General features: G+C 39.8%; 20 protein-coding genes. 6 read left to right on the top strand and 14 right to left on the bottom strand.

Features of this window, described 5'->3' with window-relative positions:
- Nucleotides 1-4 precede the first annotated feature (4 nt).
- From ASE01S_RS04765 to ASE01S_RS04710, 11 genes are all read right to left on the bottom strand, one after another.
- Entirely contained in the window at nucleotides 5-1,354 is a 1,350-nt protein-coding gene (locus ASE01S_RS04765; protein WP_042679875.1) for an SNF2-related protein, read from the bottom strand.
- Nucleotides 1,335-1,616, bottom strand: a complete 282-nt coding sequence (locus tag ASE01S_RS04760; RefSeq protein WP_039652072.1) for a VRR-NUC domain-containing protein — start codon at nucleotides 1,614-1,616, stop codon at nucleotides 1,335-1,337. Before ASE01S_RS04760 ends, ASE01S_RS04765 begins: the two co-directional genes overlap by 20 nt.
- Nucleotides 1,617-1,873: 257 nt before the next feature.
- On the bottom strand, nucleotides 1,874-4,219 hold the full coding sequence (locus tag ASE01S_RS04755) for a virulence-associated E family protein (protein ID WP_067839144.1): 2,346 nt from the start codon (nucleotides 4,217-4,219) through the stop codon (nucleotides 1,874-1,876).
- Nucleotides 4,216-4,635 carry a DUF7768 domain-containing protein gene (locus tag ASE01S_RS04750; protein WP_039652070.1) on the bottom strand — a complete coding sequence of 140 codons (420 nt, stop codon included), beginning with the start codon at nucleotides 4,633-4,635 and terminating at the stop codon, nucleotides 4,216-4,218. The genes ASE01S_RS04755 and ASE01S_RS04750 overlap by 4 nt, the downstream gene beginning before the upstream one ends.
- 2 nt (nucleotides 4,636-4,637) lie before the next feature.
- On the bottom strand, nucleotides 4,638-5,429 hold the full coding sequence (locus tag ASE01S_RS04745; protein ID WP_042679881.1) for a phage antirepressor: 792 nt from the start codon (nucleotides 5,427-5,429) through the stop codon (nucleotides 4,638-4,640).
- Nucleotides 5,430-5,515: 86 nt separating this feature from the next.
- Nucleotides 5,516-7,450: a DNA polymerase gene (locus ASE01S_RS04740; RefSeq protein WP_067839141.1), complete on the bottom strand. Its 1,935-nt coding sequence runs from the start codon at nucleotides 7,448-7,450 to the stop codon at nucleotides 5,516-5,518.
- Nucleotides 7,447-8,007 carry a DUF2815 family protein gene (locus tag ASE01S_RS04735; protein WP_024400913.1) on the bottom strand — a complete coding sequence of 187 codons (561 nt, stop codon included), beginning with the start codon at nucleotides 8,005-8,007 and terminating at the stop codon, nucleotides 7,447-7,449. Before ASE01S_RS04735 ends, ASE01S_RS04740 begins: the two co-directional genes overlap by 4 nt.
- Before the next feature lie 4 nt (nucleotides 8,008-8,011).
- Nucleotides 8,012-9,139 (bottom strand): DUF2800 domain-containing protein, encoded by a 1,128-nt coding sequence (locus ASE01S_RS04730; RefSeq protein WP_067839138.1) that lies wholly within the window; start codon nucleotides 9,137-9,139, stop codon nucleotides 8,012-8,014.
- Entirely contained in the window at nucleotides 9,136-9,453 is a 318-nt protein-coding gene (locus tag ASE01S_RS04725) for an rRNA biogenesis protein rrp5 (protein WP_024400915.1), read from the bottom strand. Before ASE01S_RS04725 ends, ASE01S_RS04730 begins: the two co-directional genes overlap by 4 nt.
- Nucleotides 9,454-9,771: 318 nt before the next feature.
- Nucleotides 9,772-10,266 (bottom strand): RNA polymerase sigma factor, encoded by a 495-nt coding sequence (locus tag ASE01S_RS04715; protein WP_067839134.1) that lies wholly within the window; start codon nucleotides 10,264-10,266, stop codon nucleotides 9,772-9,774.
- 160 nt (nucleotides 10,267-10,426) lie between these two features.
- On the bottom strand, nucleotides 10,427-10,636 hold the full coding sequence (locus ASE01S_RS04710; RefSeq protein WP_042679895.1) for a hypothetical protein: 210 nt from the start codon (nucleotides 10,634-10,636) through the stop codon (nucleotides 10,427-10,429).
- 270 nt (nucleotides 10,637-10,906) lie between these two features.
- Between ASE01S_RS04710 and ASE01S_RS04705 the strand changes: the two genes are divergently transcribed.
- From ASE01S_RS04705 to ASE01S_RS04680, 6 genes are read left to right on the top strand one after another with little or no spacing between them, the layout of a single operon-like run.
- On the top strand, nucleotides 10,907-11,125 hold the full coding sequence (locus tag ASE01S_RS04705) for a helix-turn-helix domain-containing protein (RefSeq protein ID WP_021401135.1): 219 nt from the start codon (nucleotides 10,907-10,909) through the stop codon (nucleotides 11,123-11,125).
- A gap of 24 nt (nucleotides 11,126-11,149) precedes the next feature.
- On the top strand, nucleotides 11,150-12,388 hold the full coding sequence (locus ASE01S_RS04700; protein ID WP_067839132.1) for an ABC-three component system protein: 1,239 nt from the start codon (nucleotides 11,150-11,152) through the stop codon (nucleotides 12,386-12,388).
- A complete protein-coding gene (locus tag ASE01S_RS04695; RefSeq protein ID WP_021401094.1) occupies nucleotides 12,372-12,611 on the top strand; it encodes an ABC-three component system middle component 7 in 240 nt (79 codons plus the stop codon). Before ASE01S_RS04700 ends, ASE01S_RS04695 begins: the two co-directional genes overlap by 17 nt.
- Nucleotides 12,589-14,226, top strand: coding sequence for a DUF2326 domain-containing protein (locus ASE01S_RS04690; protein ID WP_067839129.1), 1,638 nt, complete (start codon nucleotides 12,589-12,591; stop codon nucleotides 14,224-14,226). Before ASE01S_RS04695 ends, ASE01S_RS04690 begins: the two co-directional genes overlap by 23 nt.
- Nucleotides 14,227-14,245: 19 nt before the next feature.
- The gene (locus ASE01S_RS04685) at nucleotides 14,246-16,699 is read left to right on the top strand and encodes a site-specific DNA-methyltransferase (protein ID WP_067839126.1); all 2,454 of its coding nucleotides are present in this window, start codon (nucleotides 14,246-14,248) and stop codon (nucleotides 16,697-16,699) included.
- Nucleotides 16,700-19,207: a DEAD/DEAH box helicase gene (locus ASE01S_RS04680; protein WP_067839123.1), complete on the top strand. Its 2,508-nt coding sequence runs from the start codon at nucleotides 16,700-16,702 to the stop codon at nucleotides 19,205-19,207.
- A gap of 345 nt (nucleotides 19,208-19,552) precedes the next feature.
- Here ASE01S_RS04680 and ASE01S_RS04675 read toward each other — a convergent pair whose 3' ends face one another.
- From ASE01S_RS04675 to rlmD, 3 genes are all read right to left on the bottom strand, one after another.
- Nucleotides 19,553-20,626, bottom strand: coding sequence for a hypothetical protein (locus tag ASE01S_RS04675; RefSeq protein ID WP_067839120.1), 1,074 nt, complete (start codon nucleotides 20,624-20,626; stop codon nucleotides 19,553-19,555).
- Between the two features lie 9 nt (nucleotides 20,627-20,635).
- Nucleotides 20,636-21,559: a recombinase family protein gene (locus ASE01S_RS04670; protein ID WP_067839117.1), complete on the bottom strand. Its 924-nt coding sequence runs from the start codon at nucleotides 21,557-21,559 to the stop codon at nucleotides 20,636-20,638.
- Nucleotides 21,560-21,832: 273 nt separating this feature from the next.
- Nucleotides 21,833-23,215, bottom strand: coding sequence for a 23S rRNA (uracil(1939)-C(5))-methyltransferase RlmD (gene rlmD / locus ASE01S_RS04665; protein WP_067839114.1), 1,383 nt, complete (start codon nucleotides 23,213-23,215; stop codon nucleotides 21,833-21,835).
- Nucleotides 23,216-23,410 lie beyond the last annotated feature (195 nt).

The raw sequence follows: 23,410 nt of genomic DNA, 5'->3' as shown, positions 1-23,410 counted from the left end.
CGTATCAGACCTCCTTTAGTGTTGCTTTTACCGCATCTATCAGTGCGGATTGGGTATTGTCTTTATCTTTTAAAGCTTTCATTACACGCTCATCAATGGTGCCTTTGGCAATCAGGTGATGGATCACTACCGTTTCATTTTGTCCTTGACGCCAAAGACGGGCATTGGTTTGCTGGTAAAGCTCCAAGCTCCAAGTCAGGCCAAACCATACAAGAGTTGAACCTCCAGCTTGCAAGTTCAGTCCATGGCCTGCTGATGCTGGATGGATGACTGCAATGGGGATTTCTCCATCATTCCACCTTTTAATAGAATCGCTAGTGGATAATACCTCAACTTCAAAGCGCTTTTGTATTCGAGATAAATCATGCTTAAACCAATAAGCAATTAGAACTGGTTTGCCATTAGCGGCTTCGATTAAGTCTTCCAGTGCATCCAGCTTACGGTCATGTATATGAATAACTACACCTTGATCATCATAGACTGCTCCGTTTGCCATCTGCAGGAGCTTTCCTGAAAGAGCTGCTGCATTAGCAGCAGTAATATCCTCACCTTTCACCGTTGTAATTAAATCCCGCTTCATAGTGTCGATAGTTTTCATTTCTTTTTCAGAAAGCTTCACTGGCACTTCGTTTATAACCAACTCCGGCAACTTCAGGTAGTCTGTCCCTTTCATGCTAATAGTGATGTCAGATATGAGCCTATAAATAGCTTCTTCTGCTCCCGGTTTTGGTTTGTAGGAGAAGATCACTTGCTGATTGCGTTTATCTGGTACGAAAAAGTCCTCTCGATATCTGCCAATAAACCTGCCCAATCGCTGTCCCATATCCAGCAGGCGATACTCAGCCCATAAATCCATCAGTCCATTGGATGATGGCGTTCCGGTAAGCCCTACGATCCTTTTAATCTTTGGCCTGACTTTAAGTAGGCTTTTAAACCGTTTCGCTTGATGGGATTTGAAGGATGACAGCTCATCGATTACTACCATGTCAAAATCAAAGGGTATGGCACTTCTAGAAATTAGCCATTCGACATTTTCTCGATTGATGATGTATACCTGAGCTCTTTTCATAAGGGCTGTTTTCCTCTGTACCTCAGAGCCAACTGCTACGGTGTATTTAAGACCTTTTAGGTGATCCCACTTTTCAAGCTCTGCAGGCCATGTATCTCTGGCTACTCGAAGAGGTGCAATGACCAGAACCTTACGAACAAGAAAACTATCCAGTGTTAAATCAAAGATGGCAGTTAAGGTAATGACACTCTTACCTAATCCCATATCTAAAAGCACTGCTGCTATGGGATGGGTGAGGATATACTCAGTGGCATAAACCTGATATTCATGAGGCTTGTATTTCATGAAGTATCCCTCCAATCTGTTCTATGTGATCCAGGCAGAATACCAAAAATCCAAGTGATTCTAACTGTCTTTTTCGCTTTTCTTGTAGAGGCCTTAAGGTTTTACCTGGAGCTTTTACCTCCACAAAAGCTATTTTTTTATCCGGCAAAAGAATCAATCTGTCTGGCATTCCATCAAAACCTGGTGATGCAATCTTCAGTGCAATGCCGCCTATATCTTTTACTGCTTTTACCAGTTGTTGTTCAATCCATTTTTCTCTCATATAGCCTCCATGTTCCATAAATCCAAAAAGTCTCTATACGCGCGTATATACGCGTCTGCAGGTAATTTCTTCTTTTTGTCTTTAGGATTATTTTTAATAATTATTTTTGGAACGATGGAACATAAGTTATAAAGTAGCCTACTTTACAAGGGGCTGCCGCCTGTTCCGATGAGGTGTACCAAAAGACCGTTTTTGTTTCACCGGAACAGGTGAAATCTGTTCCCGAGAAAAAATTGTTCCATGTGTTCCAAACTAAATTATGTTTTGGGAACATAAACCCATTGTGGTCCATAAAGCGGGATACGTTCTTTTTTCACGAGTCCAGTCCAGCCTCCGATACTTGCCATAATTGCAGATATCTCATTGCCATCCATTCTTCGGAGATTGGCTCGATCTTTGCCAAAGCACTCACACCAGATTTCCATATTAGAAACCGATTTTCGTTTCCAAACACCAACCCTTTGGCTTTCACCAAACTCAGTCCCGTTGATATAGGCTCGACGTTCATATAGATCCATGGTGTCCCAATCCTCAGGTAAAAGCATATCAAGGTACTCTCTAACCAAACCTTCTCGCTCATCGGACTCCATAGCTTCTCGCTGTTCTTCTTTTGCAAGCTTTTCAAGGCTAGCATCAAGGTACAATTTCTCTCCAGCCTTTACATAGGTAAGAGCCTCAGCCCATATCTGCAGAATTTCATCCTGCTTTAGCTGCCAAGATTTTTTTGTGCCATTTCCCGGAGTCTTTACTGGCCAGAAGCGACGGTTTCCTGTGGTGTCCCGCAAATAGCCTTTCTCAGCATTGGTGGTTCCGAAAAAGATACATTGTCTTAAGTGCGGAGTAGCTCTCCTGCCAAAGCTGGCACGATAAATGTCATTTTGGCGAGACAAGAAACTTCGAAGTGTTTCGACTTCAGCTTTTTTAAGTCCGGCTAGTTCTCCAATTTCTAAAATCCAGTAACCTTGAAGTTTTTCTGCGGCGGTCTTATCCTTGGTATCCGATAAGTTCAAGCTATCTGAAAACCAGTCTCCACCCAACTTGGCTATGAGAGTGCTTTTTCCAACTCCCTGCGGGCCATTAAGAACCAACATGGAATCGAATTTGATACCAGGAGTTAGCACACGAGAGATAGCTGCACATAAAGTTTTTCTTGTTACAGCCCGAACATAAGAGTTATCTGATGCACCTAGATAATCGATGAGCAGGGTATCTACTCGCGGTACCTTATCCCATTCAGGGAGTGCATCAATAAACTCACGAATAGGATGATAAGATCGGTCGTCAGCTACCTTTGCTACCGCCACATCATAGTTTCTTGCAGAAAAGGTTCCGTAATGGGTGTCGATGTAACTAATCAACTGAGCATCGTCTGCATCTCTCCAGAACTTTGATGGATGCGGCCAAGGAACATCACCTTTTATTTCGAGACTATCTGATAGCTGATTAAACACAATGCTTTTCAGGTTTGGATCATTTTCAAGTATTAAAATCAAGTTTCTAAGGGTATTTTTAACTGATCCTGTCTTGTCAAGCTCCAGCTGCTTTTCCCAATCTTCATCAATAAACTCTTTTTCAGCCTGAGCCTTTCGTTCTTCTGCAAACTGCTCTTTTACCCGTTCATCCTCTAAAGTTAAATCAGTCATAGCTTTAAACGAAGGTAGTTTGCTAGGTGATGTATTTTCTGCCGCCTTTTCATCTAAGTCGCGAAACTTATGCACTCGGACCAGATCAAAAGCGTTTAGCAGCATTCCACATGCTGGATCTGTGGCATGATGGCTATAAGCAAATTTACCGTCATAGATTACCAAGCCCGCAGAAGAATCTGCAGGGATATAATCAAACCTACCATTCATAGCACTTGACTCATATACATCCGTCAAGAATGTATTAATAGCTTCTTCAATGGTATAAGCTCTGCAAAATGCCCCGACAACGCCCTCTTTACTTAAAGGGTCTGCTTGCTTTGTGATTTTCCTTTGTACAACCTCTGATTGTCTTGTGGATACAGGCCACATGGATGTATCCCGCCAATCTGCATATTTGGAAAGATAAACATCAGGATCTAAAAGCTCTCCATCCTTTTCTTTAAAGACAAATTCTCCATCAGACGGTGTGGATGGCCAATACATTAACCTAGATGGCTCATAAGTGGTATCATCGAATAAATCAATCCCAATCTCCTTTGCAACCATCCGGCCAAGAGCTGGGTATTCATCCTCTGTTACTTCTCTTTTAATTGGAATGATAAGTCTTAATCGCGGTGCATCTGGTGTATGTTTATGGGTTGAATAGATGCAGCATTTGAAATCATGTAATGCTTCAATTTGATCCCAAATCCTCGGTTTGGCATAATCCATATCTAATGTCAGAAGGGAGCGGGAGAGGACATAACCATTTCTGCGCTTTCCTTCACGAAGAGCTCCTCCCACAAATCCACCGACGTCTTTTATTGAGTCCTGCTGAGCGCGACTCATTTTTCGGAATTCAGATACTGTTTCTGTTGTTCGTATAGTAGATTTAACTCGGGAGATGAAGTCCTCCCATGTGATGTCTTTGTTCTTCCACTTTTTATCCATTCGGCTGTTACCAACCGCTATCTTCATATCTTCTGCACCTCCCTGCAGTTTTCGGTAAAATACCGAATAGGAATACGATGCTTCGATGCTTTATCTATTTCTGCTTGCATTCCTTTTGAGATGTTGCGACCAAATACCCACAGTTCCTCGCACTTTCTAAGCCAAACCATTCCAAAGAATAGTCCTAGTTTTCTTTGTTCTGGATCGCTATCATCTAGAACTTGAGGGTATAGCAGATGAGGAGCAAAAGGAATAGTTCCTTGCTCCACTGCAAACTTCAGATATTTTCTGGCCTTCTTCAGATTTTTTTCTGTATCCCCAGCAAAAGGTGAACAAATAAAGACACAAGGTTTGTAGCATTTTACTTTTTCTTCACGCATGACATTTTCCAAGGCTTCTGCTGCAGTTGGATCTGGATAGCTATCGGCGTTATATCTATCCATAACTACATCCCCTCGAATTCAGACTCTTGTTCAATCAGTGGTAAAATGCCATGATCCTTTAGAAGCTCATAAATAAACAAGCGTCCTTTCTGAGTCCAATAGGTATGAACCTTTGAATGTATCGTTCCATCCTTTCCAGGGTACGTATGGGTTTTTGTTGTTGTATATCCATGTTGGGCATACTTTTGATATAAGAGCCAGATTTTCCCTTGACGGAACTGAACGCCAAGATCATGTAGATATTCATTGAACCAGCGACCAGACTTTCCATAATCCTTGGCGATTGTTGTGATAGACACCGCATCCTTGCAATTAAGCACCACATCGTAATAACTGGCTTTTGGTTTCATTTCTGCAATCTGCTGTTCCTGAATACTAATCGTAGTTGTTAGCTCGGCATTTTTGGCTCTTGCAGCTTTAAGTTCCTGCAATGCTTTAATTAAAAAGTCTGGATTAGCAAGCAACTCATCTGTAGCATAAAGTCCATGCCTTCTGATTGAAGGAAGAACCTCATGAGTTACCCAGCGCTTGAACTTTTTAGCCCCTGGCTTGTCAGAGCGAAGAATTAAATTGTATAGTCCACTTTCATTGATACATGTCATTTCCTGCGGACCACCAGGGGTGTCCACTCTTACCGGCTCCCTTTCATCGGCATCTAATCTTTCTGCCGCATCTCGATATTTTGAGATACCGAGTACAGCACAGACATCCTTAAGTACCCACCAAGGACTACCTTCCTTTAAAATTGTTCTGACATTGTTGCCCTCGTAGTTGAAAATAGTTAATTTGTTCATATCGAACCTCCAGCATATAGTTGTAGAGCGATAAAACATGCCCTCAGCTATAAGCAAAAAAAGAGGAGGCTTCGAACCCCCTCAAATTAATCTTTTTTATAAAAATCACATTCAAACCCATCAGCACGAAGCAAAAGCCCCTGAGCCCAAGGTGGTGTCTGTCCCATAAGAGCACATATATCTGGAACAGATACTTCTAAAGGAACCTCTAAAACTACCTCATCATGGACATGCATTACAATATCAAAACCTTTTTCATTAAGCTTTCTCATGGCATAGCAAAGAAGATCTCTTGAAATGGCCTGCACGATGTTCTCAACAAACTTCGGACCATAGCTTTCAATACGCTCCCACTTCTTTGTGGCACCAACGCCTTCATACGTCACTGCTTCACTGCCGAATCTGTTAATCCCCATCCTTGGTTTGACATAGGTAAGCTGTCTCCCGGATGGCAGCCATATCAACAGCATTCCACTACGATATTCAAATCGGATACGCTGAGTTTCTGTTCCGCATCTTTCTTTTACAGCTTTTTTAACTGCTCTATCGACATCCCACCAAAGCCTAACAATGTTTGGATTCGCATTTCGCCATGCATAGACCAAAGGTTTTAATTCTTCTTCGGTAAGACCCATATCAAGTGCTCCCATTGCTTTTAACGCACCAACTGATCCACCATACCCCAAGGCCAACTCCGCAATTTTTCCTTTTTGTCTGAGTGGACTACCTTTTGTGACTTCTTCCAAGGGGACCCTAAACATCTGGGAAGCGGATGCTTCGTAAATCTTGCCATGGGTAGCGAATACCTCATTTCTCCATGTCTCGCCTGCGAGCCAGGCAATCACTCTAGCTTCAATTGCACTAAAATCAGCAACAATAAACTTATATCCTTTCTTTGGAACAAAGGCAGTACGGATTAACTCGGACAAAACTCCTGGAACAGAATCGTACAATAATTCCAAGGCCTCAAAATGACCACCTCTAACTAACCTTCGCGCCTGCTCCAGATCCGGCAAATGGTTCTGCGGAAGATTTTGAACTTGTATAAGCCTCCCTGCAAATCTGCCGGTTCGATTGGCACCATAAAACTGCAATAGACCACGTGCTCTTTCATCTGCACATACTGCATTTTCCATAGCGGTGTATTTCTTTACACTGGACTTGGCTAGTAGTTGCCTCAATTCCAGCACTTCACTCAGGTGATCTGGAGCTTCCTTTAATAGTGCCTTAACTGACGCCTTATCAAGACTATCCGTTTCCAGACCACTTTCCGATAGCCAGGTTTTCATCTGGGTCACTGAGTTTGGATTTTCAAGTTTAGTAAGCTCTTTTAGTCGGCTTGTGAATTCCTCTCGGGTTTGTTCATCACACTGGATAGCCTGCCTTACCAATTCTAAATCCAATTGAATACCTCGATCATTAATCTGCTGGTCTAGAATATAGTTCTGCCACTCCTCTTCTGGCATAGGGAACTTATGAAGCTTTGCCTGTATGGAAAGTTCAGCTTCAACATCTCGAAGGTTATATGCTTTGAAACTCTCCCACTTTTCTAAAGCATGCTCCGGTAGATTGCGAGTTCGGCCTCCATTAGACTGAGTCGCTTTGCATGGAACAGAGAAATATCGGATGGGCTCCTTACCCTCAGTCAGCTTTTTCTTATCTGCTCCTGTTACGATTGCTGCCCCTTCCAGAGATAGAGGAAGTCCTAGGTAGGCAGACCATACCATCGTACAACGCCATGTAGCAGGCTCAAGCCAGACACCAAAATGACGAGACAAGCAGATTCGTTCAAATTGAGCATTAAATGCCCACTTTATAACCTTACTATCTAAAATTGCATTCTGTATTTCTTGTGGGATGGCCTCACCACACGCCAAGTCAACTACCTGTACAGGACCAGCATCCACACTGTAGCCAAAAAGTAGGATTTCAAAATCCGGTGCTTCAGCGTAACGATAGACCCCGCTTTTGGCGAGGTCTACGCTACTATATGTTTCTATATCTATGCTGAGGGTTCTCATGATAAAAAGTCGTCATCCACGTCAGTGGCAAAGTCATCAGCTGCATTGGTTCTACCGCCTAAAGGCTCACCATCGCGGATTTTTTGAATGTTTCCAAGGCCACACGCTATACCCTTATTTCCATTGGAGTTAAAGGCATAGAAGTTGATACTCACTCTTGCATAGACACCGGAGTACACTTCTGAACGATCAAGGATTGGATTGACGTTTCTGTCTACAATTTGTGGAGCAGTATTGCTGTTGGCATTGATAAAATAGCTGTTGGCATAAGCCTCATCATCCGGACGATCAATGTCGCCATCACGCAGAGGGAGCTTGAGAACTGCTTTATTGGGAATCTTGCCACCAAATTTACCTTTGCCTTCCTCAATAGCAGCATTAACCGCTTCGTTGATAGCACTTAAGGTTTTAGTATCGCTCTTAGGGATAATCAGGCTCACACTGTATTTTTCAGCACCGCCATTGATGGATTTAGGTTCCCAGACATTGGCATAAGAGAGTCGTACCACTCCTGTGATTACTTTCGTTGGGTTCATTCTTTTTGCTATTTTTGACATAGTTTTATACCTCCATAAAATCATTTTTTGCTGATGATGTGTTCATTTCAGGACGCTTGTCTGAAACTGGTACTAGCGTTGGTTTACCTGGTGGCTTTATAACTAGTCCTCCAAGGACTTCATTAAATTTTGTCTTGCCCATCAATTTTTCCATTTCAGTAATGGTGATGAGACTTTGCTTGTATATGTCACGATAACCTGCATTCTTTGCTGCTTCTGCGACCGCTTCTTCATCTTTGTATTTACGGTTGGAACGGCCTTCGACTACTTTAAAGCCGGGCCACTTCTTTCCATGATTAACTGCTGCATCTGTCGCATAGGCTATAATCTCATTTGCCCAGCTGGTGAGATCACCGATAGAAGATAGAATCCCGGCAATTTCTTCATCTGATAAAAGTGGCGGTAGCGCAAACTCAAATGTAGCCAGTTTCATTTTTGCTTCTGCTCTTGCTCTACATTTCACTGCTGCTCGACAAAATTGACACCATTCTCCAGGGCAGTAGTTTCCGTCACCAGCGAAGGCCAGTTCAGCTTTAGGCTTCAAAACTTCTTCAGCCCACTGATACAAGCTTTCTTTTGAGACTGTGGACGTGCTGACATTTTCACGACGGGGCTGATAGATTGTCATTGAAACCATCTCGATGTCATAAATACCATCAAAGAGATCCAGTGCACCAAGGGCATATAGTTTCATTTGAGGATTGTCCTCTGCGCTGACTAAGACACCCTGACCATACTTAAAATCAATAATGTGAAGAGTTCCGTCAGCGATAATTACACAATCCCCGGTCCCAAAGCCATCAGGCACATACTTTGAAAAATCAAGCCGCTGTTCTATCAAGATCAAGGGATCACTACAGGCCTGCTTGGCTTGCTCAATTACTTCAAGTACATACTCCACGTAATCATCGGTGTAATTGTCCATCTCATCTGAGTCATATGGAGAAACCGGCTTTTTTGATCTCATCTTAAGCGCCTTGCGGAGTTTGTGTTCACTTAACGCATGGGCAGCAGTGCCTTTAGCCGCAGCTTCACCGCTGTTGTCGTCAAACTCCAGCTCCAACCTCGCTGATGGTGTACAGTTCATCCAGCGATGGGCTCCAGATGCAGAGAGAATTGCATGTTTACTCATTTCAATCCCTCCGCATCGGCAAGAAGTGCAGCATACTTGCTTGGATCAATCTGGCTGAGTTTTGATGCACCATACTTTTCTAGAAGTGCTCTTACTTCAGTTGTAAATCCGTCATGGCTTTTTTCCGCAAGTACCGCCCTTACTTCTTCTAAGGTGATCTGCTTTTCTTCAGATTGTTTTTCAGGCTTTGGTTGCTCTGGCTTTGTAATCTCATCAGGCCCATTACTTGCTATTGCATCAGCTACAGCCTGAACGCTATCCGCTAGCGATCTAAGATCTGACACCACATCGAGTAGAAGCTTGACCCTGCTCATGTCCCACACCTCCTTCCTTGATTTCCTTAATTTCTACCGTCTCAACTGAGTCGCCGGGAGTAATTACTAGCAGACTGACTTTCTTTCCGAATAGGAAATCAAGCATTCTCGTTCGGATTGTCTTCCGACTGCTTTGAATTACTGGACTTCTTACGCCACCGGGCCTTGCCACATTGATAGTAACTTTGTGTTTAAGGCTCATATTCCATCTCCTTTCCGGGGGCGATTTATCTGCCCCTCACCGATAAGCGAAAAAGAGAGTTCTTTCGAACCCCCTTTAGAGAAAAGAATTTTTATAATGGGTCCTTGCGAACCCAATTAGGATAGAATTTTTCTAAGTCTTTCTTGAAGCTTTTTAAGGCGACCGCGAATAGCCGCTTCTGTAACACCTTCTTCTGCTGCAATATCAGTGTTGGATCGTTTCTCAAGGTACACTTTTTTGAAGAGTTCTTTTTGTTGTGGTAAAAGACATTCCATTGCCTTAGTTAACTTGTCCAGCATATCTTGATACTCAGTTTCATCTTCAACTTGGAGCATAAGATGTTCGGGATTCGCAGTATCATCCGCAAGATACTTATTGCGGTCATTTGCCAATTCATTTTCACCATCATGATAGGCATCTAAATGAGTTGTAACTCTGTAATCATAGCGGCGCTGCTCGTCCACTTCGTCATCATCCATAGTATGTAAAAGCTCGATATCAGCTTCGGTGACTCCATCTTCGCCTGGGGTAATCACAATCTTTGTTCCTTCAGCGGTGTAATAAATGTAGTTAGTTCTCTTTTTTTTACTTGTTTTGTACGCTCTTTTCATAATTTGACTCCTTTGGTTTTCAAAATTTGGCTTTGAAAAATCCGCAGAAGCCGAAAAGATCCGTAGAACAAAAAAGGACGGCCAAGATAGTTCTCTAGTGTGAGAACTTATCCTGGCCGTCGTGCAGCTCTGCGGATTTTTTATTTAGTTAGCTATCTTCCTATGCTACATTAGCATGACTTTCTACATGAAAAGCAGAATCGCTTAATCGAGTGACTATCGTCACAACACCATCACGTTCAATTCTTAAAGTTCCTCCAATAGGTATTTGTGTACTGGTTTTACAGCGTTTATATAACACTTCTATGAGACCTGTTGTTGCATTGCCCTTGCAAGCTATGCGACCATTACAATCACGAATTTCTTCCATGACTTTACCCCCTTTTCAAAAAGTTCAGCTTGTCTTACCGTCTAACTAAATTTTATAAAGTCATACACTTTAAATCCTCAGCTACAACTCCGCTGACACTCCGCTAGGACTCCACAAATACAATTCGTTTTTATGATGTCAAACGAACTAAGCGTTCGTAAAGATTGAATAAGCATATTTAAATAATTGATTGTATTTCGCTTAGTAAATTGCTATAATAATAAAGACACGTCTTTGGATACCATCCAATTGTGCTTGGAGGCGATTATAATGGCTTTTAGTTATAACAAATTGTGGAAACTTTTAATAGATAAAAAAATGATGAAAAAGGATTTAATGGCAATAACGAACTTAACGTCGACAACGATAGCAAAAATGAGTAAAGATCTGCCGGTAAGCATGGATGTGTTAGGAAGAATCTGTAAAGCCCTTGATGTCAACATTGGAGATATTGTTGACTACGTCGATGACGATACTTCAACAGATTAAATTCAATGAAAGGAGGCGCAATATATGAAAAAGCTATGTTTTGGTACTTTTGCAACAATTTTAAAGATTTGTAGCGCAAAAAGAATTTCACAAAAACTTCTATGTGGTACCATGCTGCTTTCTATTGCGCCTACTTATGATATTCGTGGTGAGGACGGTACTGTTTCAGATTTAATTCTGGGTAAAAAGAATCTATCGCCTAATATAACTGATAAAGCTCCAACAGTAGACCCACGCGCTGTTTCTAATTACTTTAAACAGCACATTCTTAACATGTTGGATAGCAATAAAAGGAGCCTCATCATTCTTGCTCTGAAAGACATTATTGCGTCTGATAATACAATTGAGCCTGACACAATAGTCGAAATAGTGAATGGCATGACCAAGAAATCTATAGTAAGACGTGATGCTTTTGTTTTTGAAGACTTTATCGCCGGAGTTTTTCTTTACACAGTATTAAATGTCGAGAACCGAAATTGCGAAGATAGCGTGAAAGAGACAACTGCCGAGTACATACAGTCCTTTGAAGATCAAAAAATGGATATTAGTTTCATTACAACGTATAGCAATTTGTCTATGGAAACTGCTTACGAAATTGCGATTGATGCCCGCTCTTTAGTGTTGCTTGCAGAAACAGGTGGCAAATGCCAAAAGTGCGGAAGAGTTTTAGGTATAAAAAAAGAAGGCAACGACGTTAACTATGCTAAAGTCGTTCGCCTTTCAGAAACTGATGAAGTGGTTTTATGTGTTGAATGTGAGCGCGAAATTCAAAATGCTTCTGAGGAAGTAAAATTAGCTTTACTATCAGAAAAGCATGACTTGGAAGTTCTTATGGCTGCAAGAGATGCAACCTCGAGATATACAATAGAAAAGCAAATCGAACAAGTACTTCGGGAAGTTGACTTAATGGATGTTACTGATGATACACAACTCAAAATTGAACCTGTAAAAGTTGAGAATAAAATCACTGAAAAACGTTTGAAAGAAAGAGTGCTTTTTGATGTTCGGCGGTTGTATCAGGGAGTCAATGATGCATTAGATCGGTTGGCCGGAGAAAACAAGCTGAACGTCGATAAATTTGCAAAAAGCGTCAAACGGATGTATGAAGATGCAAGTGAATCACATATATCTCAAAGCGCAATATACAACCTACTTGTTGAAACTTTGTTTGAAAAAACCGGCCGCAAATATAGAGAAGCTTGCGAGATAATAATCTCCTACTTCGTTCAAAGGTGTGAGGTGTTCGATGAGATTACCAAATAAAGTAACTTCCTATACAAACAGCGTTATTTCTCTTTTCCCAGATATTTTAGAGGCATTAGCACAACAGGATATGTCACCTAAAGAGTTATTTGAACTAACTAGATATCGTGAAAAGGACATGGCTGATTTCCTGAGTGCTTTAGACTGCTTGTTTGCATTAGGTAAAATTGGACTAATTGAAGAAGGGAGGGTGCTACGATATGTTGATAGAGATTCAATGTGATAAATTTGCTCCAGAGCATCAAATTATCCGGTTTAACTCAGGCTTAAATACAGTTCTAGGTAGCGCAGGCGGTAGCAATGCAATCGGAAAATCAACATTCCTATGGATTATAGATTATGTATTCGGCGGTGAAAGCTACTACTCCCTGACAGATGATATAAAAAAGGAAATAGGCCCACATACCATCTATTTCACTTTCGAATTTGAGGGACAGCCATATTATTTCTATAGAAGCACTGACGATCCTAAAAGTGTATATCGAATCGATAAAGAGCGCCATTTCATAACAAAATTGACGCTTGACGAATTTCGAAGATTTCTGTTTCAGGAATATAAAATTGGGCTACCAGCCCTTACGTTTTCAGAAATAACCGAGCGTTTTTTCCGTATCTATGGACGTGAAAATACACTAGAAAAGTATCCATTGTTAGTGAAACCTCGTGAGCAAAATGAAAAGGCTGTGGATTTTCTATTGAAGCTATTTGGTCATTACAAAATCCTTGCTTCTATCAAATTTATGGAGGAAGAACTCGGAATTAAAGCTTCACAGCTTAAATCTCGTCAGCGTCAAAAGGTGGACATAGATAAAATCGAAAGTAACCAAAAGACTATCGAGTCATTGAGAAAGAGACTCCAAAAGCTAATGAAAAACAGCGAAGAGGCTCAATTAGCAATGTTTGGGTTTGATACACAAACATTCGAACGAATAACAGCTGTTCAAAAAGAATTGAATAGCATAATACGTAAGCGCAATCGTCTGCAATCACAGCTAAATGCTATAAAAAGCAATATAACTGACAGCAAGGCTGAAACCGCAAGTGAATTTGAATCCTTGCTACGCTTCTTTCCAAATGCAAATTTAAAAGCATTTGAAGAAATTGAACATTTTCATATAAAAATCAGAGAGATTTTAGGCGAAGAAATGGATCAGGAAATCTATCGATTACAACCACTAATCGAAGAATATGATAAGGAAATCAGACGCCTAAATCGAAAAATTGAAGAGTCCGGTATAGCAAAAGAGATGTCTGAGAGAGTACTCTCTCAGTGTGTTAATGTATCAAAAAGCATTGATAGACTTGAAGAAGAAACAGCCGAGTTGATTCATCAAAAAGAGTTGCAGGATGCTCGAGCTGAAGCAGAGCAAAAACTTGAAAAACTATTGTTGCAACAAACTGAAAAACTAGGCGAGATACAAGATGACATCAATCTTCGTATGGAAACAATTAACGGCGTAGTAACTGAGAAACAGGAAACTGCTCCTCTTTTGTATATCACTCCCCAGAAGGACATCATCTTCGAAACTCCTGGCAACACAAGTGAAGGAACAGCATTCAAGAGCCTTGTTGTGTACGATTTGAGTGTACTTGAATTACGCCCAATTCCTGCGATCATCCATGACTCCAATATTCTTAAACGTATTGAGGATGTTCATCTGGAGCATATATTGGAACGTTATCAATCTACCAAGCACCAGGTTTTTATTGCATTTGATAAAGCTGATTCTACAACCGAGAAAGCACATAGAATTTTAGAAGAAACAGCAATCTTGCGCTTATCAGACGGAAATGAACTTTTTGGTCGTTCGTGGAGTAAGTACGAAACGAATGATTAAATATAGGAGGATTTAAAAAATGGCTGCAATCAATGATTTACTGCGTCAAATCCCTGACACTTCTTTGCGTAATCGCTTGGAACAGGAATTTGCCCGCATATCAAAAAACAAAAAATTTGGTCTTGTATTTGAGGAGCATATCCCAGAATGTACTCCTCTTTACAATGTTCCTATCAAACGAGGTTCGACAGTTGCGTTAAAAACTGGCCACATTAATGATGTATATACAGTAATAAAAATAGATGGTGATTATGCTATTTGCCGTAACAAAACAACAGGGGATATAATGAACTCCCCACTTATGGAGTTAGTTTCAGTAGCTCAGTTTGGGGAACCGATATTTCCTACACTTCAGCCAATTGATTCTGTAGAAAATGCGCCTGATAGTAATTTATGGCATTCAATCATTGAAGCAGATAATTACCATGCACTTCAGTTACTGGAATATCTCTACCCCAAGAAGGTTGATTGTATTTATATTGATCCACCATACAACACAGGTGCGCGGGATTGGAAATACAATAATAATTATGTGGATTCCGCTGATAGTTGGCGCCACAGCAAGTGGTTATCTATGATGCAAAAACGGCTTAAAATTGCAAAAAGAATATTGAATCCCGATACTGGCGTATTGATAGTTACAATTGATGAACACGAAGTTCATCACCTGCGAACTTTGCTTGAAGAGCTTTTTCCCGAAGCATACATTCAAATGGTAACCATTGTAATTAATCCTAAGGGAGGAACACAGGGTAGATTTTCAAGAGTAGAAGAATACGCTATTTTTTGCTTTATGCCAAATGCTTATGTCGCTGGAGGTTCTGACCCTTTGTTAGGGGAAATAAAGACCGCTTCTATGAAACCGCGTTGGAAGGGACTATTGCGTTCTGGAGCAGATTCTCGTCGTGAAGATAGTAAAAACCAGTTCTATCCAATTTTAATAGATGCAGAAAAGAACAAATTAGTTAAGGCCCTTGAACCATTACCATACCCAGAAAAACCAGACTTAGGTGCAAAAATTGATGGCTATGATGTAGTCTGGCCGATAAGAAGTGACCTATCTGAAGGCCGTTGGATGCTAAGTAATTCTACACTTAACGCCCTTATAGAAAAAGGGTATGCCGCACTCGGCAGATATGATTCAAAACGAAAGACATGGGGGGTTTCCTACCTTAGTCAGAAATTTCAACAACAAATAGAGAATGGTGAAATTATAATTACTGGACGTGATAAAGAAAGAAACGTTGTTGATGTAGAGTTTGCGAATTCACAATCTAAACAGATTATGACTGTTTGGCATAGGAGTTTGCATGATGCAGGTGCATATGGTTCTGACCTGGTTTCAAGCATAATTGGACAGTCAAGAGCATTTTCTTTCCCAAAATCACTCTATTCCACAAAGGATGCAATTGCAGCAATAGTGCGTAATAACAAAAATGCCCTTATTGTAGATTTCTTTGCCGGTAGCGGAACAACGTTACATGCAGTAAATTTGCTTAATGCAGAAGATAACGGGAATCGCCGCTGTATTTTAGTGACGAATAATGAAGTATCGGACGCTGAATCAAAAAACTTACGAAGTAATGGGTATCAGCCTGGTGATCCAGAATGGGAAAAGTTTGGAATATGTCGTGCAGTAACTTGGCCGAGGACAAAATATAGCATCCTTGGCAAGCGTGACGACGGTACAGTCTTGACAGGCGATTACTTTACAACCCTGACTGAAACAAAGGAGGTTGAACGTTCATTCTATCAACTTGGTTTTGCTGAAAGCTTCGAAGTTCTAACGAACAGTACCAAAAAGCAACTTGTATCTTTACTTCGCAGTAAGGAAGGAAAAACACAACTACCGCAATCGTTGGTAAAAACGGAGAGCAAATTCATTGTTTCGGATAAACATACAGCTTCAATTCTATTTGATGTAAATGCTATTGATGAATGGTTAGATGCTCTGGAGGATCAAGACCATATCATTGACTTTTACATAGTAGTAAAGGAAACAGCGGTATTTAAGAGAATTAAGGCACAGGTTTCTGACTTGCTAGGCCCTATAAATGTAACATCGCAAGTTAAACGTTCCATGAGCGACGGCTTTTCTGCTAATACCGAATACTTTAAGCTTGACTTTTTGGATAAAGACAGCGTATCACTAGGGAAACAGTTCCGTGAAATATTACCCTTACTTTGGCTTAAATCAGGTGCAATCGGTAAGCGACCTGAAGTAAGCAACAATGAAGAACCGGAAATGTTAATTCTACCGCAGAACGGCTTCGCTATTCTAATTGATGAAACAAAGTATGCTGAGTTTGCTGAAAAACTCTCGGAGGAAGATAATATTAGGGTTATCTATTTCGTAACCAACTCCGAGGAAGCCTTCCGCGAAATGACTTCGGGAGTTAAAGTAAATAACACATACCAACTATATCGTGATTACATCGATAACTTTGTATTAGGGAGCAGGAGGGATTCATAAATGAGAGATATACTATTTCCTTTTCAGGAAACAGCCCTTGGTGAACTGCATTCTGCAATTAAAGATGCTCATGCAGTGTGGCGTGAAAATAAGCCTCAGATAATCTCGTTTTCCGCACCTACTGGTTCGGGAAAAACTATTATTATGACGACTCTTTTTGAGGAAATACTCTATGGTAACGAGGACAACCTCGGAGATCCAGATTCAGTTTTTGTTTGGCTTTCCGATTCACCAGAGCTCAATGAACAAACACGGTTAAAAATTGAAAGCAAGTCAGATAAAATTCCTGTTAGAGACTTAGTAACTATAGATTCAAACTTTAGTGCTGAGTACTTCGAAGGTGGTCACGTTTATTTTCTAAATACACAAAAGCTCGGTTCTGATAAGCTACTGACTGCAACATCTGATAAGCGACAGTATTCCATATGGGAAACACTTACTAATACTGCAAAACGGATTCCTAAAAAATTTTATGTGGTGATAGATGAAGCACATAGAGGAACTTATACATCTGTGCAAGCAGAAAATAAGGCGCAATCTATCATGCAAAAATTCATTAAGGGTAGTGAAGATGACGGTCTTTGCGTCATGCCTTTAGTTATAGGTGTGACTGCAACTCCTCAGAGATTTGATAACTTAATTGCCGGAACGACTTCAACGGTTCAAAAAGTCATCGTTCCACCTGAGCAGGTTCGTGAGTCAGGTCTTTTGAAAGATAGAATTATTATTCACTATCCAGATATTCAATTTAATGCCGATATGACCATGTTTAAAGGGGCAGTTGATAATTGGCGCAAAAAATGCTCTCACTGGAAGACTTACTGTGAGCGTGAAGATGAAAAAATAGTAAACCCTATTCTTGTTATCCAAGTTGAAGATGGAAATGATCGTATAGCAACCCAAACAGATTTGGGAGCTTGCATCGATTTACTAGAAGAAACGCTGGGACGCAAATTACAGCCCGGAGAAGCGGTACATACTTTTAATGACCGTGGCACACTTAAAGTGCGTGATGTTGAAATTCAGCAAATTGAAGCATCCCGAATTCAAGAAGAAGAAAATGTGCTGATCGTGTTTTTCAAAATGAATCTTTCCACAGGTTGGGACTGCCCCCGAGCTGAAACGATGATGTCATTCCGCAGTGCCCAAGACTATACTTATATTGCTCAGTTGCTAGGACGTATGATACGTACACCTTTGGCAAGACGGATTTCTTCTGATGCTGAGCTTAATAGTGTCAGTCTATTTCTTCCATACTTTGATGAAGAAACAGTGAAGAATGTAGTTAATGCCCTACGTGACAGTGAGGCTGCTATGCCTACCGAAACGGGCACCAGTAAAGAGCTTGTTACACTTGAACGAAACCTTGCCTATTCTGATGTATTTGAGGCGATGGATAACCTTATAACCTATCGGATAGATTCATCTCGAAAGCAGGCACCACTTAAATTATTAATACAGCTTTCACGTGCACTGACGATGGATGGTATTGACTTAGGGGCGCAGAAAACTGTTAAAAATGCAGTTTTATCAAAAATGGATGGTGAGATTTCACGGATAAAAGAAAGTGGAGACTTTGACACTCGAGGGGCTTCAATTACTGGTTTTGCTCTCGGTACACTGATATTTGAATACGGAGACAACGCCTACTCCTTTGATGAAGAAACACAGACAATGACCATGTCCGATTTTGATATTTCCCGACATTTTGAGCAAGCTGGAAAGTTGTTGGGAGAGGGTTTACACAAGGAATATTGGATTCGTCATAGTACCTGTGACCATATTGATGTAAAAAAAGAAATCATCATTCTTACACATGATACTGATGCAATGGAAAGGATTAATGACTATGCTGAGGAAGAATTCATAACACTGTACGAAAACAACAAGAGATCCATTGCTAGACTTAGCGAGGCACGAAAGAATGTCTATGAAAGATTAACTAATGCTTCTGTACAACCGATATCTGTACCATGGATATTACCAGATTCTATTGATTTTTCTAAACCAGATAATAGCAGTAAATTTGAGCAGCATCTTTATTGTTCAGAGGATGGCACATTTGAAACATCACTGAATCCATGGGAAAGCGGAGTTGTTACAGAAGAGCTTAACAATGGTGCTGTATGCTGGTTACGTAATCTTGACCGTAAAAAGTGGTCACTTGAAATCCCTTACGAAGTGAGCGGTGTCACAACTTCTATGTTCCCGGATTTAGTTATTGTTAGATCTGATGCACAAGGTTATGTTTTTGATATTTTAGAACCACACGATCCTAGCCGAAAAGACAATTATCCTAAGGCAGTGGGTTTAGCAAAATTCGCAGATAAGCATTGGGATATATTTGGCAGGATTCAGCTCATTCGACTTAAAAAAGGTGTCGATGGTCGTGAACATTTCTATCGACTAGATATGGGAAAAACAACGATTAGGAATAAAGTTCGTGGCATAACATCAAACGAGGAACTGGATAGAATTTTCAATACAGATGCTGTACGAGAAGATTAAATAATACATCTATCCTGTCTCCTCAACCTCAATAATAATCTAATCTGTCAACTCGACCCTATAGCTTTCAGGGTAGTTGATATGTTTCCTCGAAGAATAAAAATAAGGGTTTCCCGACATTAACATCTACGGCAAAGTAGCCGTGAGAAACGTTCAATGTCGGGAAACCCTTTATTTATCAATGCTTTGAATTTCCCTGTTTCTCCATCCTTGACATCAAGGCAACACACTCAACGTGATATACTTAGTCTATTCTATACTCCGAAAAAACCAACTAAAACCTTATTTCAAAGTATTTTAACATCAATCTTTTCAAGCCGAGATGTAGATTTTGATTAGGCTATTTTACGGTACTTCATGAAACCATACAGCATCATATATAATGTCACAGTGTTCTTTAAACCATGAACTCCATAACATAGGATTTGCATCAATTTCTCTATTGTCATTTTCATATTTTAAATAGGCTATCAACAATTTACGAACAGATATTTTTATTGTTTCTATCTCATCTTCGTATATTTCATAAAAATCCCACCATTTTGATTTTGACGGGTGGGCAGTAAATCTACACCTTAACAAATATAATCTTTCTAAATGATATTTTGCGACACTATCGTAAAACTTAATTTCATCATATACATAATCACTCATTTGTTCACGACTTTGTGTTGGTTTTTTAAGCCGCTTCTTTAACGACTGAAATATAACGTCAACCATATTATCCGCTGCCGTTAATGATTCTTCTGTAAAGTCTAATTCATATAGTTCCAAAAATCTAACATAATAAAATACTGCTTTATTTACATAAGGATCAAGCGCGTTTATCAACTTTAGATAACCTAATGTTTTCGAGTTTAAAATGGAAGGTTCTCTATCTATATAATTTTTAAAATTGTTCACCTCTTGCGCAACATTATCTCCATAGATATTCGTAAGGGTATTTCCTCTAAAATCTGTTGGAATACCTGTAGATAACGCAATGGCTCCTATCAAATTTACTTGATAACTACGATAAACATACTGAGATATAAAATGGAACAAAATATCAATCTGATCAGACACAAATTTGTCCTTCGATATATCTCTCCACCCATGACTCCAATTAGGGCACACAATGCCCACCTTTAGTACATTTTCTTCATCCGAATAATAGCAGAAGATGTTGTTGTAATTTAAGTTTAATTTTAACTCTGAAGTGTTTGTAAAATCCCTAATTTGAAAAAACTGTTCATTATCTCTTTTTGGAAGTTCGTGAGAAACTATTTTATCCAGAGTAGACTTAAACTGTTCAATTTTATTTTTTGTGTTTTGGTATGTCCTATAATAATTACATACTTTATTTTTGAATTTATCATACCCCAAAGTATCCCCACTCTCCAAAACAACATTTTTTAAGAAATCAAAATAAATTATCATGCCTGCTTATTACTTTTTCGAACTATATTTCTTACTCTTTCTTTGTACTCCATCTTCAGTTTTCACAACATTACTTCTCTTTTTCTTTTCCTCTTGTACCGCTTCAAATTGTTCTTTTGAAATAATTGCTGGATGGTTATTTTCTGAAACATAATGTTCTTGGTGTTCTCCCGCATTAAGTAGCCTAACTACACCGATATATTTCTCATTGCTCAGCATGACATCAATCGTTCGTTTACTCCAATTTTCTTTTCCGGTTGGGGTTTTTATTTCTCGTTTTTCTAACTCTCGCTTTATACCAATAATACTAAACCCGCGCAAATACAGTTCAAAAATTAATCGGACATTTTTAGCTTCATCTTCCTTAATGATCAGTTCTCCATCTATATCATTTTCATAACCGTAACATTTTCGGTTATATAATTTTGATGTGCCTTGTGCCGCATGACGTCTATAACCCCATTTAATATTTTCACTACGAGATTCATTTTCCGCTTGTGCAATCGATTCGATAATTGAAATCATCAAGGCACTATCTGTATCAGCTGTATCGAGTCCTTCTTGTTCAAATATGACACGAACTCCATGTTCCTTCAGTTTATTCAGTGATTCTAACACTTCAACTGTATCACGACCAAAGCGGCTAATATTTTTAGTGATAACAATTTCAATCTTTTTCGCCTGACAATCTTCTAACATACGAATAAATTCTTTTCTTTTTGAACCAGACTTTCCTGATGCAATATCTATATATGTATCAACAAGCAACCAATTCGGAGTGACGGCCGTTAACCTGGTAAGTGCAGATACTTGGTTTGTTAAACTATTTAATTGTTCCATGCTGTTCGAACTGACTCGACAATATATCCCCACACGTTTCTCTCGTAGTACAGGTCTTGGTGGAATAAAATGAACCCTTCGATTTTCAGACATTTTCTTTATCCTCCAGAAATCATATTGAAAATATCATACTTAGACTAATCACATTCAATGTATTTTCGGCAATATTAGTTAGTCTAAATATAACACGAGTTCCTTCAATTATCTATCCTGTCAACTCCCCTACCCAAAACCTAATCTGTCAACTCAACCCCATTTTCCAGCTCTTCCAACACCAATAACAAAAAGGGTTTTACCCGTTTATTCATATAAAATAAACATAGGTGAAACCCTATAAACCTTATTCTATCAACACTTCAACTATACTTATTCATCCACCCTAGACATCAATGCCACACACTCCACATGACTCGTCTGAGGAAACATGTCGACAGGTTGGACTTTTTTTGTTTGGTATCCCCCGTTTTCAAGAATGGCTAAATCACGAGCTAAGGTCGAAGGGTTACATGAGACATAGACAATGCGATCTGGTCGCATGGCCAGCATAGCTTCAAGTAGGGCTTGATCGCATCCTTTACGAGGGGGATCAACGACAATAACATCAGGCTTTAACCCCTGTGTCGTCCACCATGGCATTACCTTTTCCGCTTGTCCCACGAAAAATTCAGTATTGGTGAGATGATTTAACTCTGCATTCCGTTTGGCATCTTCAATTGCCTCTGGCACGATCTCGACACCGAGCACTTTTTTAGCATTTCGTGCTAAAAAGAGAGAGATTGTCCCAATACCACAATAAGCATCAATCACTGTCTCATTTCCTGTAAGAGCTGCGTATTCTAATACCTTATGATAAAGGACTTGTGTTTGAGATGGGTTTACCTGATAAAACGATTTGGCTGAAATGGCAAACTTAATCTCATCAATTGAATCATAAATGTATGCCTCTCCCCAAAGACACTTTGTTTTTTTACCTAGAATAACATTGGTCCGCTCTGGATTAATGTTTTGCATAATCGATTTTATATTTGGATTAGCCTCAGTTAACCGTTTAATCAACTGCTTCTTATGCGGCAACTCACTTGTTCGGGTTACTAATACAACCATTGTTTGATCATGAGCTTGTCCTGAGCGTACCATAATATGACGTAAAATTCCTCGGTGTGTTTGCTCATCATAAGCTGAGATACCAAGGTCATCTGCAATTTTACGTACTGCTTCAACCATCTGATCATTGCTTTCAGAAGTAATAATACAACGATCCATCCCATCGATGATATCATGGCTTCTTTTTCGATAAAAGCCTGTGATCAGTTGACCATTTTTTTCAGCAACAGGAATCTGCACCTTATTTCGATAACGCCAAGGATCCTCCATTCCAAGAGTTGGTTCAACCTGTACCTCTTTAATATGACCTATTTTCTGAAGTGCACTTTGAACTTGTTGAGCCTTCATTCTAAGCTGCATTTGGTAGCTCATATGCTGAAGCTGGCATCCCCCACATTGGCTATAGACATAACATGGTGGATCGACTCGATCTGGACTTACTTGTTCAATTTCAAGCAACTTACCTATGGCAAAATTCTTATTGACCTTAATTGCTTTAACCTGAGCTGTTTCTCCTGGTAATACATGAGGAACAAACATAGGATAACCATCTATTTTCCCAACCCCATTTCCTTCATGGGTGACATCTTCAAAATATAAAGTAACTGTTTCATTTTTCTTGACAGGTGCTTGATGTTTACTCATTCTATCTACGTCCTTTTTTAATTGCTGTAGATAGTGTATCAGAAAGGCTAACGAAAGGAAAGATAGACTTATTTCGACTTTCTATTTAATATTTCCTGAGAAATGAGATATTTGTCAATATTTCTGGATCGACTGACAGTATGGTGTAAATTCTTGAGCAAAGAATGATCCTAATCTTAACAGAAAAAGCACTCT

Origin of the sequence: Amphibacillus sediminis NBRC 103570 (genome assembly GCF_001552275.1) — a bacterium.
In the GTDB taxonomy this organism is placed as follows: Bacteria; Bacillota; Bacilli; order Bacillales; family Amphibacillaceae; genus Amphibacillus_B; species Amphibacillus_B sediminis.
The sequence above is the reverse complement of the archived record's forward strand: the minus strand, read 5'-3'. Positions and strand labels throughout refer to the sequence as shown.